Source organism: Bacillus sp. NPDC077027 (assembly GCF_050269555.1).
Classification (GTDB): domain Bacteria; phylum Bacillota; class Bacilli; order Bacillales; family Bacillaceae; genus Bacillus.
This window is the reverse complement of sequence record NZ_JBNNIO010000001.1, coordinates 140,199-154,354: the sequence shown is the minus strand read 5'-3', so window position 1 is coordinate 154,354 and position 14,156 is coordinate 140,199. Positions and strand designations below refer to the sequence as shown.

Annotated in this window: 17 protein-coding genes; 4 read left to right on the top strand and 13 right to left on the bottom strand. The window is 39.9% G+C overall.

Going from position 1 to position 14,156, the window contains the following annotated elements:
* The first annotated feature begins 27 nt into the window (after positions 1 to 27).
* The 3 genes from ACQKEZ_RS00890 (at position 28) to ACQKEZ_RS00880 (ending at position 1,162) form a co-directional block, all read left to right on the top strand.
* Positions 28 to 369, top strand: coding sequence for a YtrH family sporulation protein (locus tag ACQKEZ_RS00890; RefSeq protein WP_427297967.1), 342 nt, complete (start codon positions 28 to 30; stop codon positions 367 to 369).
* A complete protein-coding gene (gene ytrI / locus ACQKEZ_RS00885; RefSeq protein ID WP_427297965.1) occupies positions 366 to 869 on the top strand; it encodes a sporulation membrane protein YtrI in 504 nt (167 codons plus the stop codon). The genes ACQKEZ_RS00890 and ytrI overlap by 4 nt, the downstream gene beginning before the upstream one ends.
* 107 nt (positions 870 to 976) lie before the next feature.
* Entirely contained in the window at positions 977 to 1,162 is a 186-nt protein-coding gene (locus ACQKEZ_RS00880) for a hypothetical protein (RefSeq protein ID WP_427297963.1), read from the top strand.
* 51 nt (positions 1,163 to 1,213) lie between these two features.
* Here the strand turns inward: ACQKEZ_RS00880 and ACQKEZ_RS00875 are convergent, their stop codons facing one another.
* Positions 1,214 to 2,152 carry a DHH family phosphoesterase gene (locus ACQKEZ_RS00875; protein WP_427297961.1) on the bottom strand — a complete coding sequence of 313 codons (939 nt, stop codon included), beginning with the start codon at positions 2,150 to 2,152 and terminating at the stop codon, positions 1,214 to 1,216.
* 148 nt (positions 2,153 to 2,300) lie between these two features.
* Between ACQKEZ_RS00875 and ACQKEZ_RS00870 the strand changes: the two genes are divergently transcribed.
* Positions 2,301 to 2,603: a YtpI family protein gene (locus ACQKEZ_RS00870; RefSeq protein ID WP_427297959.1), complete on the top strand. Its 303-nt coding sequence runs from the start codon at positions 2,301 to 2,303 to the stop codon at positions 2,601 to 2,603.
* A 41-nt stretch (positions 2,604 to 2,644) separates the two neighbouring features.
* Here the strand turns inward: ACQKEZ_RS00870 and ACQKEZ_RS00865 are convergent, their stop codons facing one another.
* The 12 genes from ACQKEZ_RS00865 to ACQKEZ_RS00810 form a co-directional block, all read right to left on the bottom strand.
* Positions 2,645 to 3,967, bottom strand: a complete 1,323-nt coding sequence (locus ACQKEZ_RS00865; RefSeq protein ID WP_427297957.1) for a DRTGG domain-containing protein — start codon at positions 3,965 to 3,967, stop codon at positions 2,645 to 2,647.
* A 132-nt stretch (positions 3,968 to 4,099) separates the two neighbouring features.
* Positions 4,100 to 4,786 carry a metal-dependent hydrolase gene (locus ACQKEZ_RS00860; RefSeq protein WP_427297955.1) on the bottom strand — a complete coding sequence of 229 codons (687 nt, stop codon included), beginning with the start codon at positions 4,784 to 4,786 and terminating at the stop codon, positions 4,100 to 4,102.
* Positions 4,787 to 4,851: 65 nt separating this feature from the next.
* The gene (locus ACQKEZ_RS00855; protein WP_427297953.1) at positions 4,852 to 5,607 is read right to left on the bottom strand and encodes an SDR family oxidoreductase; all 756 of its coding nucleotides are present in this window, start codon (positions 5,605 to 5,607) and stop codon (positions 4,852 to 4,854) included.
* 268 nt (positions 5,608 to 5,875) lie between these two features.
* Entirely contained in the window at positions 5,876 to 7,246 is a 1,371-nt protein-coding gene (gene argH, locus ACQKEZ_RS00850) for an argininosuccinate lyase (protein ID WP_427297951.1), read from the bottom strand.
* Entirely contained in the window at positions 7,243 to 8,454 is a 1,212-nt protein-coding gene (locus ACQKEZ_RS00845; protein ID WP_427297949.1) for an argininosuccinate synthase, read from the bottom strand. Before ACQKEZ_RS00845 ends, argH begins: the two co-directional genes overlap by 4 nt.
* 178 nt (positions 8,455 to 8,632) lie before the next feature.
* Complete coding sequence (locus tag ACQKEZ_RS00840) at positions 8,633 to 9,148, bottom strand: MogA/MoaB family molybdenum cofactor biosynthesis protein (protein WP_427297947.1); 516 nt, start codon at positions 9,146 to 9,148, stop codon at positions 8,633 to 8,635.
* Between the two features lie 96 nt (positions 9,149 to 9,244).
* Positions 9,245 to 10,429, bottom strand: a complete 1,185-nt coding sequence (locus ACQKEZ_RS00835) for an acetate kinase (protein ID WP_427297945.1) — start codon at positions 10,427 to 10,429, stop codon at positions 9,245 to 9,247.
* A gap of 235 nt (positions 10,430 to 10,664) precedes the next feature.
* Complete coding sequence (locus ACQKEZ_RS00830; RefSeq protein WP_427297943.1) at positions 10,665 to 11,636, bottom strand: class I SAM-dependent methyltransferase; 972 nt, start codon at positions 11,634 to 11,636, stop codon at positions 10,665 to 10,667.
* 92 nt (positions 11,637 to 11,728) lie between these two features.
* Entirely contained in the window at positions 11,729 to 12,229 is a 501-nt protein-coding gene (gene tpx / locus ACQKEZ_RS00825) for a thiol peroxidase (protein ID WP_427297941.1), read from the bottom strand.
* Between the two features lie 111 nt (positions 12,230 to 12,340).
* Positions 12,341 to 12,793, bottom strand: coding sequence for a GerW family sporulation protein (ytfJ, locus tag ACQKEZ_RS00820; RefSeq protein WP_427297940.1), 453 nt, complete (start codon positions 12,791 to 12,793; stop codon positions 12,341 to 12,343).
* Positions 12,794 to 12,807: 14 nt separating this feature from the next.
* Positions 12,808 to 13,494: a DUF2953 domain-containing protein gene (locus tag ACQKEZ_RS00815; protein WP_427299277.1), complete on the bottom strand. Its 687-nt coding sequence runs from the start codon at positions 13,492 to 13,494 to the stop codon at positions 12,808 to 12,810.
* A 124-nt stretch (positions 13,495 to 13,618) separates the two neighbouring features.
* On the bottom strand, positions 13,619 to 14,143 hold the full coding sequence (locus ACQKEZ_RS00810) for an RDD family protein (RefSeq protein WP_427297938.1): 525 nt from the start codon (positions 14,141 to 14,143) through the stop codon (positions 13,619 to 13,621).
* Positions 14,144 to 14,156 lie beyond the last annotated feature (13 nt).

Sequence of the window (14,156 nt, the reverse complement as noted above, 5' to 3'; positions counted from 1 at the left end):
TATATTGAATAGAGTGAGGTGGAAAACATGGATGTGAAGGAAGCATTTATTCCAAACTTTATTAGCTGTTATTTCATAGCGCTTGGGGTTATTTTAGGCGGTGCATTGATCGGCGGAGTTGGTGCCTACTTGTCAGGACAGCCTCCGCTTACGATTATTTCAAGCCTTGCTAACCGCCTGAAGATTTGGGCGCTTGTTGCCGCCATTGGAGGGACATTTGACGCTGTTTATAGCTTTGAGAGAGGTATTTTTGAAGGAAACACACGTGATATTTTCAAACAAATTCTGTTAATTATCTCTGCTATGGGCGGTGCACAAACAGGGTATCTCATCATCTCTTGGCTTACACAGGAGCATGTTTCCTCATGAGAGTACCAGAGCTATATAAACGACCTGGCTGGCAACGTTTTTTTGCTGGGATGATGTGTGGCGCTATTGTTAGCTGGCTAATTTTCCTGTTTACATATGGCACATTTCAAGAGAAACAGGTGACACTCATTAAAAAACAACAACATCATATGGCAAGCCTCAAAGAACAAATCACCCTCTATCGAGAAGATTTGCATAAACTAAATGAAGACAATAAGCGGCGCCTCTTAATTCAAAGTGTAAGCGTCCATTTAGTCAATAGTGAGCAATATAAAATTCCTGAGCCAGATACATTAAAATTCGAGGAACAAGTAAAAGAGGATATTTCGGAAGTCATTACGAAAGATATTGAGAGTGTGTATAAAACAAAGGAGTTATTAAAGCGTACAGTTGAAAACAAAGAATATTTGATTCATGAAAAAGCCTATCGTGCCAAAGTCACTGAGCTCACGATTTATACAAAACTATCACTTGAAATACGCATTTCATTCGCAAAGTAAATTGTGTGGAATTTTTATGAATTTCTTCTCAAGTTCATCGCTTTTCTGCAAAAATTTTTATACACTGAAAGAAGAAAAACATCTTTCCTTAGAAAGGAGTGAGTATCATGGAGGTTTATAGTTATCGTCAAATGGCACGAGATAAAGCAGGCCGAATTAAAGATGGCATGTGTGCTTATGCTGAGACAGAAAAGATGGCACATCTCATTAAAAAAGAACTAAAGCATCAAAATCTCCAAGCCTATGAAGATTCAACTGATATCGGCTGCTGGTTTATTCCTGTATCCAATTAATACCCCCGTCTCCAAAAGAAAAAAAGAGAGGGGTCAACAAGCCCCTCTCTCTTATGATGATTTACATACTTCTTCTAAATCACGTAAGATGTCATCTGCTACTGCCCAATCGTATATAGAAGCCCCGGCTGCAAGCGGATGTCCGCCACCATTATATTTTTTAGCGATTGTGTTAATGACAACACCTTTGGAGCGAAATCTTACTCTAATTTGATCTGCTTCCTCTACAAAAAAGACCCATGCCTTAATTCCCGCAATGTTTCCAAGTGTTCCAACAAGCTGCGAAGCCTGTTGTGCAGTCGTATGGAATGATTCTAATATGTCGCGCTTGATCAATACAGAAGCAACACCATGTTCCGAAAGAGAAATATTTTGAAAAATAAAGCCATTTAATTTCACGACATTCAATTCAGTCTCATACAATTGATTAAATAGTTCAGATGAAGAAAATGGGTATTCAATAAGCTCACCAGCATATTTGAGCGTTTTTTTCGTCGTGTTTGGAAAGAGGAAGCGGCCTGTATCTCCGACAATCCCAGCATAGATGAGTTCAGCTGCTTTTGTGTTTAGCTGATAGCCTTCTTCTTTCCCCTCAAGATACAGCTCATAAATCATTTCACTGACAGAGCTTGCCTCTGTATCAACCCAAAGCAAATCACCATATGGATCTTCATTTGGATGATGATCAATCTTCATGAGTTTATCGCCCATTTGATATCGCTGATCGTCAATTCGTGCTTGGTTCGCTGTATCACAGACAATGACAAGCGCACCTTCATAAACTTCATCAGGCACTTCATCTAATTCATACAAAAAAGCAAGTGTTGGTTCAGGTGTTCCTGTCGCATAAATATTTTTTTCTGGATACGTCGCGCGCAGGATTTCTGTAAGTCCACACTGTGATCCATAAGCATCTGGATCAGGCCTTACATGTCTATGTACGATGATTGTGTCATATAATGATATGGTTTTAATCAGTTCTTTTTTCATCAGTAGCTCCTTCTCTTGCGATACTCTTTTTATTATTAAATCACAATCTATCCAAGTGGAAAAGAGAGGGATAGACAATTTATTCTAGTAAGCAAGCCTATTTATGTATAGAATAGGGTTGTAACCACTTACAATGGAGGCTTGGCACATGCTCGTTTTGATCGTGTTTATTATTTGTTCTGCCATGTTTTATTTATACTACAAAGCCAAAAATGTTCGAACAAATCGTCCTGTTGAAAAAAAATATTGGTCTGCAAAGTCCAGTATGTCTCTTGGCTGCTTCGTTCTGCTTTTTGGTATGAATCAACTTTTCTTAAATCGCTCGTCACTCGCTTTTGTCATTGGTTTTATCTTTATTGCAATCGGCATTGGAAGTACATGGGCTGGGTATAAAGCCTACAAGCACTATCTACCTTTATTTCTGAAAGAAGGGGAAAAGGATCACGCATAAAAAGGAAGGGCGAACTCCATTCGCCCTTCTCATGCTTTCTCCTACCCTCTCTCCATTAGCTGTACCATCAGCATTGCCTTTCCAACAATGTGTGCTTGATGATAGACTTCTACTTCAAGCTTCCCAAATTTTCTTCCTACCTCTAAAATATTCGGCTTAATTTGTATCGTGGATTCCATTTGGACAGGCTTTAAGAAATACACAGATAAGCTCTCAACAATGAGCTCACCCCTTTTATGAGATTTCAAGAAACGATTGGCTGCTTCAATTAAAATTTGTGTAAACACACCATACGAAATGTTTCCTAACTGATTCGTCATTTGCGGTGTAACCTCATAATGATAGAGTGCTGCTGTCTTTTGTTTATCAATATCTGTTTCTTTAAACCCTCTGGAGACCACATCATCAAGCTTTTCTCCAACTTGAGGCTGCTTTTGTATCATTTGCAGTGCTTTTAGCACGTCTTGACGGCTAATCATGCCGATTAACTTTGCGTTGTCATCCACAACAGGTAGCACTTCTATGCCTTCCCATACCATTGTCTGTGCGGCAGATGCGACCGATGTCTTTCCAATGACGGTAAGCGGCTGTTTAGTCATTACCTTTTCAATAGGAGTTGATCTGTCGTGTCCAGCGATGTCCTTTGAGGTTAAAATCCCATGAATTTTCATTTGGTCATCTGCTACTGGAAAACGACCGTGGCCAGTTTCATAGTTTTTCTCATACCATTTTTCTAACTTGTCATCTGGAGATAAATAAATGGTTCGTTCAACCGGTGTTAATATATCTTCTACAAGGACGATTTCTTTTTTGATTAATTGGTCATAAATCGCTCGGTTGATCAAAGCAGCTACAGTAAATGTATCGTAGCTTGTTGAAAGAATAGGCAACTCTAGCTTGTCTGCGAGCTGGATAATTTGTTCATCTGTTGAGAACCCACCCGTTACAAGGACAGCCGCTCCTGCTTCTAAAGCCTGACGGTGTGCATTTATGCGGTTACCAACAATGAGAAGGTTTCCCGCTGCCGTATACCTCATCATGGCATCTAGTTCCATGGCTCCGATTACAAATTTGTTTAAAGTTTTATGTAAGCCCGCTCGTCCGCCAAGTACTTGACCATCAATCACATTGACGACTTCTGCATATGTTAGCTTTTCAATATTCTCTTTTTTCTTTTGCTCGATTCGGATCGTACCGACTCGTTCAATCGTGCTGACGAATCCTTTGTTTTCCGCATCCTTGATTGCTCTGTAAGCAGTCCCTTCACTGACTTTCATCTCTTTCGCAATGCGCCTTACGGAAATCTTTTCACCAACCTCGAGCGAATCAATATAAGTTAAAATTTGTTCATGCTTTGTCGCCAATCCCGTTCACCCTTTTTGTTTTCAGCGTTTTCACTTATGTACTATTATAAATGGAAGAGTCTTTTAATAGCAATTTGCTTTTGCATTGGCAAAACAAAAAGCCAGCAACTTTGCCGGCTTTTTCACATCATTCTATGAAAGTTCGAGCGATTCCCCGCTATTTAATACTTTGCCTACACCGCCATGAAGGCTGTCTGCAAATGCATATGGGTCTTGTTCGATTGGAGGAAATGTGCTGTAATGAATCGGTACAACTTGCTTAGCGCGAAGCCATTCTGCTGCAATTCTTGCATCGTCAGGCCCCATCGTGAAGTTGTCGCCAATCGGTAAAAACGCAAGATCAATGTGATTGAGCTCTCCGATCAGCTTCATATCAGAAAATAGCGCAGTATCCCCTGCATGATAAATGGTTTTACCTTCTGCAGTAAACAAGATCCCTGAAGGCATACCTGTATAAGTAATGGTTTTGGCTTCTTCATTAATGATCGCTGAGCCATGGAATGCTTGTGTGAGCTTTACTTTACCGAAATCAAAATGACGCCCTCCGCCGATATGGAGCGGATGTGTTTTGACTCCTTGCCAACTTAAATAGACAGCAAGCTCATTTGGTGCTATCACAAGCGCATCATTCTGTTTGGCAATGTCAATCGTATCGCCTACATGATCAGCATGTCCATGTGTCAGAAGAATGACATCTGCTTTGACGTCTTCTGGTTTTAAGTTTGTATGTTTATTTCCATTTAAAAATGGATCGATCCAAATATGATAACCTTTTGTTTCAATGTGTACGACTGAATGACCATGGTATGAAACCTTCATGTGTGAAAATCCACCCTTCAATTATTTTTACATACATGTATTCCCTGACTGCTAAAAAGGCAAACTCAATGCTTATGAATGACATTAAGACCGCCCGTTGCTTCAATGACAGTACCAGTAATTAAATCTGAGCGCTCATCACATAAAAATGAAATGATTCTGCCAATATCTTCTCCAGTACCAGAGCGGCCAATTGGTGTTTCATCATCTTTTGTACGACGTGCTTTTTCAATCGTTGCTTCTTTCATATCACCAACAATCTTGCCAGGACAAACCATATTTGCAGTGATTCCATATTCAGCTTCTTCAATCGCAATGGTTTTTGTGAGTGATGTAAGCCCAACTTTTGCTGCACCAAAAGCAGAACGGTTCAACCAGCCAGGCGCATGATCTGCTCCTTGGAAACCATATGTGATGATGCGTCCAAAGCGTTGTTTTCTCATAATTGGAATGACCGCTTTAAACAGATGGAATACGGCTGATAAATTCCCTTCTATCATTTGATACCATTCATCTTCATGATAATCTGCCAGCTTCTTTCGTTCAAAAATATAAGGGCCTGCATTATTAACGAGTGCATCTATTCTGCCGAACCGTTCATAAGAAGATTGCACCATTTCTTTTAAATCTTGCTGTTTTGTCACATCTCCTTGGACAAATTGAAGCTTCTCTTCATATTCAAATAAGTCTTCCTTCATACGGCGCACAGCCTCGTTGTCACTTCTATAATTGACTGTGACGGAATAGCCCATGTTTAACAAAGACTCAGTTACTTTACGTCCAAGTCCTTTGGAACCCGCTGTTATTAACGCGTGTCGCACACAATCTCCTCCTAAAGCAAAGGTTGCAAGTTCACATCGTTATTATGACTACCTTTACTTTACTATAAACAAATGGTCTTGCGCACTTCTTAAGCCTCTAGCTGCTGTTAAATTCCTTAACTGAAAGAGCACAGATTCAGGTGAGCTTAACTTTCCTGCCCATTCGGGTCTTCACTTGCTTTTCACTTCTGCGTCTGATATGTAAATCCTGCAACTTACTCAATGAAGAAAAGCCACTCGCATGAAAGCGAATGACTTTGAGTTATGCTTATAGACAGGCTTTCGCCTTCTCTAAGGCAAGCTGGATTTGTTTGAATCCAGTACCGCCTGCACTTGTTCTTTTTTCGACAGCGACATATGGATCAAGAACTGTGTAAATGTCCTGTTCAAATAAATCGCTCGTATCTGTTAATTCCTCGAAGGATAGGTCGCTTAAGTAGATGCCTTTTTGAATACATGTATAGACTAATTTCCCGACAACCTCGTGCGCTTCACGGAATGGCATGCCTTTTTTCGCAAGGTAGTCAGCGACTTCCGTTGCATTTGAAAAATCTTCTTTTGTCGCTTTTTTCATGACATCTTCGTTTACTGTCATCGTTTGAATCATGCCTGTAAAGATTTGTAGACTGCCTTCTATTGTTTTGACTGTATCAAACATGCCTTCCTTGTCCTCTTGGAGGTCTTTGTTATACGTAAGTGGCAGGCCTTTCATGATCGTTAATAGTCCCATCAGATTTCCATAGACACGACCTGTTTTCCCGCGAATCAGCTCTGCCATGTCAGGGTTTTTCTTTTGTGGCATCATGCTGCTTCCTGTTGCGTACGTGTCATCTAGCTCTATGAATTTAAATTCCTGAGAACACCATAGAATGATTTCCTCACATAAACGAGAAAGGTGCATCATGATGAGGCTACTGTTTGATAGGAATTCTAAAATGAAATCTCTATCACTCACACCGTCAAGACTGTTCTCATAAATGTGATCAAAGCCAAGTAATTGCGCGGAGTATTCCCGATCAATCGGGAATGTCGTCCCAGCTAGTGCACCACAGCCTAAAGGTGATACATTGATTCGCTTTAAAGAATCCTGAAAGCGTGCTTTGTCACGTTCTAGCATCCAAAAGTAAGCAAGCATGTGGTGTGCAAACGAAATCGGCTGGGCACGCTGTAAATGAGTATAACCTGGAAAAATGGTTTCAACGTGATGCTCTGCTTTTTCAACAAGCACTGATTGAAATGCTGTGATTAGCTCAATGATCTGCTCAACTTGTGTGTTTAAATAAAGATGCATATCTGTTGCCACTTGATCATTCCGACTTCTCGCTGTATGAAGCTTTCCGCCTACTGGACCAATCTCGTCAATGAGCATTTTTTCAAGATTTAAGTGAATGTCCTCATAGTCTACAGAAAATGGAAGTCCACCAACCTCCGCCTTTTCCAATAGGCTTTGAAGCCCGCCTTTAATGACAGCAGCTTCCTCATCAGTAAGGATGCCACATTTATTCAGCATACTTGCATGAGCAAGGGAGCCGGTAATATCTTCTTTGACTAAATGTTGATCAAAATGAATGGATGCCCCGAACTCATCTACCCATTTTTCTGGTGTTTTTTGAAATCGGCCTCCCCAAAGCTTTTTCATGCCTTAACCTGCTCCTTTTTGTTCACGATGCTGTTTACCTTTGTTGGAAGTCCCCAAAGATTAATAAAACCAACAGCTGCTTCGTGGTCGAATTCATCGTCTTTTGTATATGTTGCAAGCTTCTCATCATAAAGTGAGAACTCTGATTTACGTCCTTCTACAATGGCATGACCTTTAAATAATTTCACACGCACAACGCCAGTGACGTTCTTTTGTGTTTCTTGCAAGAATGCGTCAAGTGCATTTTTTAATGAAGAGAACCATAGGCCATTGTAAATTAATTCAGCCATTTTTTGCTCAACGATTGGTTTGAAATGTGCTACTTCTTTGACAAGCGTTAAATCCTCAAGTTCTTTGTGTGCTGTCAATAATGTGATAGCACCTGGGCACTCGTATACTTCACGTGATTTGATCCCAACAAGGCGGTTTTCAACGTGGTCAATTCTCCCGATACCATGCTGACCAGCCACTTCGTTAAGATGTAGAATCAAGTCTGATAAAGAGTATTTCACACCGTCAACAGCAGTTGGTTTTCCTTGTTCAAACGTAATTTCAATGATATCTGGTGTATCTGGTGTTTTTTCAAGCGGATTTGTGAGTTCGTATGCGCCTTCTGGCGGTGCAGCCCAAGGATCTTCTAAAATACCGCATTCGTTACTTCTTCCCCAAAGGTTTTGGTCAATTGAATATGGGCTGTCTAGATTAATCGGAATTGGAATTCCGTGTTTTTGTGCATATTCGATTTCCTCATCACGAGACCATTTCCACTCACGAACTGGCGCAAGTACTTCTAGATCAGGGTTCAATGCTTTAATAGAAACTTCAAAACGAACTTGGTCGTTTCCTTTACCTGTGCAACCATGTGCAACAGCGAACGCATTTTCTTTTTCCGCGACTTCCACTAATTTTTTGGCAATCAGTGGACGTGATAGTGCAGATACGAGTGGATATTTTCCTTCATACATTGTGTGCGCTTTTAATGCTATCAAAGCAAACTCTTCAGCAAACTCTTCTTTTGCGTCAATCATGTATGATTGAACCGCACCTACTTGCAGTGCTTTTTGTTGAATAAATGCTAGATCTTTTCCTTCACCTACATCTAGGCAACAAGCTACGACATCATAACCTTGATCTTGAAGCCATTTTATTGCAACAGAGGTATCAAGACCTCCAGAATACGCTAATACTACTTTTTTATTTTGTGACATGTTTGAAAAGCTCCTCTCGCTTGTATTGATTTTGGATGTTGTGTACGCTTTTGCATAAAAATTAGTTTTTATTTATAAAAATGCATTTAGTATGTATACACTGTAACAAGGAAAAATTGTTTTTTCAACCCCTTTATGAAAAAAACTCCACCAAATTTTCTTGGCGGAGTTTTGTTGACTATTTCTTATCTTTTTTTAGCTCTCTTAAAACATGAGGAAGTTCTGGAACAATTAATTTTGTCATAGCAAGACGGACGGCTCCAGTTGAGCCAGGGGTAGCAAATACTGCTTTTTGATCAATCACACCTGAAGCGGCTCTTGATAAGATGGCAGCTGTGCCAATGTCTTCTGTATAACTAAGCATGCGGAAGATTTCACCAAAGCCAGGAAGCTCTTTTGAAAAAAGAGGCATAATAGATTCAATCGTGACATCTCTTACCGCAATTCCCGTTCCCCCATTAAGTAAGACAGCATCAATGGTTGGTTCGCTTGTTCCTGCAAGAACGGCATCCTGTATGGCTGCTATATCATCTTTGACGATTTCATATGCTAGTATGCGATGCCCTTTTTCTTTTAATAAATCAATCATGAGTCTGCCACTTTTGTCTGTTTCCCTTGTTCTCGTATCACTCACTGTAATTACCTTACAATTAACAATGTTTGGCGCTTCTTTTTTATGTTCGGCTACACTCATGCTTGACCGCTTCCTTTCACTTTAGATTGGAACATATTATATCATGCATCAAAACAGAAAAAAGCTCTTTTCCAGTGAAGGAAAAGAGCTGAATGATTATGCTAGTCGCTGAACATCTCTTGCAATCATCACTTCTTCGTTTGTTGGGATGACAATAACTTTAACAGGAGAATGCGGATAGCTAATGAACGCTTCTTCGCCTCTCATGTTGTTTAGGGCAGGATCCCAGTATACGCCCATGAATTCAAGACCGCGAAGCACACGAGATCTCACTTCAGAGCTGTTTTCACCAATACCAGCAGTAAAGATAATGGCATCTACTCCATTCATTCTTGCTGCATAAGAACCGATGTATTTGTGAATACGGCTTGCAAAGATATCAAGTGCTACTTCTGCACGGTCGTTTCCTTCTTCTGTTGCGTCCTCGATGTCACGAAGGTCACTAGAAAGACCAGAAATACCTAACATACCACTCTTTTTATTCAAAATAGTTAGCACTTCTTCAGCTGTTTGACCCGTTTTTTCCATAATAAATGGAATAAGAGCAGGGTCAATATTTCCTGAACGCGTACCCATTGCAACACCAGCAAGTGGAGTGAATCCCATAGACGTATCAATTGATTTTCCACCTTCTACAGCTGCGATACTTGCACCATTTCCAAGGTGACAAGAAATCAGACGAAGCTCTTCAAGTGGACGACCTAAAAGTGCAGATGCTCGCTCTGTTACAAACTTGTGGCTTGTTCCATGGAAGCCATATTTACGAATCCCAAATTTTTTGTAGTAATCGTATGGAAGGCTGTATAGATAAGATTGCTCTGGCATTGTTTGATGGAATGCAGTATCAAACACAGCAACTGCTGGCACTTCTGGCAATACTTCTTTAAATGCTTGAATACCCACAACGTTTGCTGGGTTATGAAGGGGTGCTAATTCAGATAAAGATTCAATTTCTTTAATGACTTCATCTGTTAGAACAATCGAATCACTGAATTTCTCTCCACCGTGAACTACGCGGTGACCGATACCATCAATTTCGTTTAAATCTTTGATGATGCCAAATTCAGTTAACTTCTCGAGTAGCATTTTAACTGCTACTGCGTGATCTGGAATATCTGTGACTTCTGTTTTCTTTTCTCCATCTACAGAAATCGTGAAGATACTGTTGTCCATTCCAATTCTTTCAACTAGACCTTTTGTTAAAACGTTTTCTTCAGGCATGTCAAATAGTTGGAATTTAAGAGATGAGCTTCCTGCGTTGATTGCAATAATTTTAGACATTTTTGTCGCTCCTTTTACTCAGTTGATATATTTAGGTTCACGTTTTTTTCCGGTGCTATATATTAAACATGTTGAGCAGGTCTTTTATAGTTTAACGATAAGTCCGAAAAATATCTGACTTTTTCATTTAAACATTGAAAACTTTCCATTTCAAGTGCACCTTCCAAGTGTTATCGCTTACATTGATAAGTCGTTATATTCTGAAAAGTGAAACAGCCAGAGAGGACTCTGGCTGTCAATTTGTTTCTTTTTCTTCTAGAAACCATTGATCTAATTTTCTCATTACACCCACCATAGCTTCTTTGTTTGAAAACGACGGTAAATTTGCGAATAACATCCGATTTGGCGCTTTAAGGCCTTCTGCTTTCTTTTGCATGACAAATAGGCTTTTTGCGTGTTTTTTGTCCTTAAACAAGGATACAGGGAGCTGAATGAGTGCGTTCATATATGCTGTTTCATTGATAAAGGCTTTCAGGCTTGTACTTTCTTTTCCTTCAAACAAATCGTTCGGAATGATAAAGAACAAAAAGCCACCATCTTTGGTGTAACGAAGACTTTGTTCAATGAATAAGTAGTGCGCAAACGCGTGGCCTTCTTTCGCGTTTAGTTCATATTCATTCGCTCTTTCATCATTTGGATAATACCCAACAGGCAGGTTACATACTGCTACATCGGCAGGTGTCATCAATAATGGTTCAAGGCTATCCTGATGGAAAAATTCAATTTCCTTTTCTTCAAGGTTTGCCTGTGCCCAAGCAATCTTAATGAGCACATCATCAATTTCTGAGCCGTAGCCCCGTTTTGTTTCAGCTGTCACATTATTTAAGACGGCAAGAAGTAAGTTGCCTGTTCCTGTTGCTGGATCAAAAACAACCAGTTCTTTTTGACCTTCTAAAAATTTGTTCACTAAATAACTGACAAATAGTCCGATCGTATCCGGTGTCATCTGTCTGTTTGGATGCGAAATATCCTTTTGTCCTTTTAACACGGCGAGCTGAAACGCTTTACGGGTCTGCTCATGTTCATAAGAAGGAAAGTCTGCTTTTTCTATTAAATCCTTTAAGAGACCATCCTTTTCATTCATTTGAAAGAACGCTTCCCCTGCTTCTGCAAGAGCTTCAATATAGGATAAACTGTTTTCTTTTTTCAGTCGAATGGCTGCTGTATCGAGCAATTCAAAAATGGTACTTACTTGATCTTTCTGCAATGCTTTTCTCTCCTCCGCTTTTATCAAAAGCTACAAATCTTCATTGAAAAGAGCCCCAGGTTGAAGCCGGAGCTCTTTTTATGTTGCTTTGTTTAAATAAGTGATTTGGCAGCTTCAATTGCTTTTTCATAATTAGGATGATTGGTTGCTTCACTTACGTACTCAGTGTATACAACTTTGCCATTTGGATCTAGAACAAAAACCGCTCTCGCTAGAAGGCGAAGTTCTTTGATGTATACACCAAATGCTTCTCCAAAAGACATGTCTCTGTGATCAGATAGTGTTTCAACGTTTTCAATACCGTTCGCTCCGCACCAGCGTGCTTGAGCAAATGGAAGATCAGCACTAATCGTATAGACATTGACAGGTCCTAAACTTGCCGCTGCTTCATTGAAACGTCTTGTTTGTGCGTCACACACACCTGTATCAATAGAAGGAATCACTGAGATGATCGTCACTTTTCCTGCTAAATCAGAAAGTGATACTTCTCCGAGTGTGTTTGTTAAAACCGTGAAATCAGGAGCCTGTTCGCCTACTTTTACTTCATTTCCAACGAGTGTCACAGGGCTTCCCTTAAATGTGATCGATGCCAAAACAATTCCTCCCTTTTCAAATGTATGGTTCTATCATAGTAGAGAACACGCAAAACTGCAAAACAAAATCTTCTGTTTTGAAAAAAAGTTAACCGCATAAGCAGTTAACTTTTATAAATCAATGTCATCTAGTTTTCTTTCTTTCCTATGATGCTCCCGTTCATCTCTTTTAAACATATGCTGAAGACGTTCAATTGCTTGAGGAGCAGAATCCAAGATTTTATCAAGTAGATGTGTATGTTCATCCAGATGAAGCATCCTGACGCCATTTGTCCCGACAATTAAGAAAGCAATTGGTGTAATCGACACCCCTCCACCGCTTCCTCCGCCAAATGGGAGTTTTGGTTCTTTGCGTTCCTGATCTTCCGAACGCTTTTCTTTCGTTTGATGTCCATTAAATTCACTTCCACCCGCTGCAAAGCCAAAGCCGACCTTTGAAACGGTTAAGATGACACTTCCATCTGGTGTTTCAACTGGATCACCAATGATCGTATTAACATCTATCATTTCTTTTAAATTTTCCATCGCAGTCTTCATCAGACCTTGGATTGGATGATCTGCCATTTTTGGGTCCCTCCTTAAACAGATGATTCATTCTTCGTTGCTTGGATAGAGGCATTCTTTCTCGCCTTCCGTCCTTTTATCCAGTGGACAAGCAATCTAATAGCCGCAAGCATAGCATGTCCAATTCGAAAATAGGCTATACATGAAAAATGCGTCTTGGACATAGTGTGTTGAAAAGCTGGAATGACTTCATACATTGGTTTATGTTTGAACGTCAAATGCTCTTGAAGAAAAGCCATAAGTGCACCTTTCACTGACCAAACCCCACCGGCAGCCACTCCTGTTAAAGCTGCATCATGCAAACCAATGATCGTTGACCAATGGAGTGACACAACTTTCATTTGAATAAAGAACTGACGCAGAATTTGGTTTAAGTCGACAATCTCTTTTGTCATTCGTTCCATTTGATGGAAAACATTTTTTATATCTGTCTTACCGATTTTTTTGCGATCAGTTTCTTTTTCTAGTTGAGCTTCTTCTTGACCTGTGCCTGTCACTTCTGTCTCACGGATATCAATGGTTTGATCGCCTGTATTTACTTTGACCATTGGGATCACTTTTTTTAATCTGATCAATCCGTATAAAGTGTTCATCTTTAATACGATTTTGTCATTGTCATTCGCATGTAGATATTCAAACGAAATGGTGACTTTCATGATCAAAAACAAGCTGAGCAGGATGCAGATAACTGCAATCCACACATAAAACAATTCGATCACTTCCCTAATTACGAATGATGCTTTCCCTACGATTATGTCTTAACCTTGCCATTTTATACCTAGACAAACAAAAAAAGCCTGATCACTCTCGATCAGGCTCTTACATTTATTGATCTGATTCTTTTTTTTCATAAAGATTTTCGTGTACGACAACAGTATCTGCGAAATAATCGTGCACACCTTGTTTTTTTGGAGAAAAACCAACAATCGGATAAAGCACTCCAACGAAATTGATGTATCGACCAACGATTTCTCTAAAGAAAATGACATCCCCTGTTAGTTTTTTCTCAGGATGTAATGAAATGACTTTGATACCAAACACCATCTTTCCAAGTGTTTGGGAAAAAATCTTTGTCATGATCGCAAAATAGAGCAAAAAGACAATGGCGGTTGTGACGGAATAAGGTGAAAACCACCCGCCTGCTTTCGACCAGCCGAAAAGACTGAAAAATGGAGAAACCGTCAAATGATTCACACTCCAAACTACAATCCCATCGAGCAAAAATGCCCAAAAACGAATCCAAAAGCCTGCATATGCGTGCACATCAATGGCCTTGCTTTTGACAGGTTCGCTTTTCGTCTCTTCAACCATTCCGCCGTTTCCGCTTACTTCATCGTATGTGGAATCCATCTTGTGTCCCTCC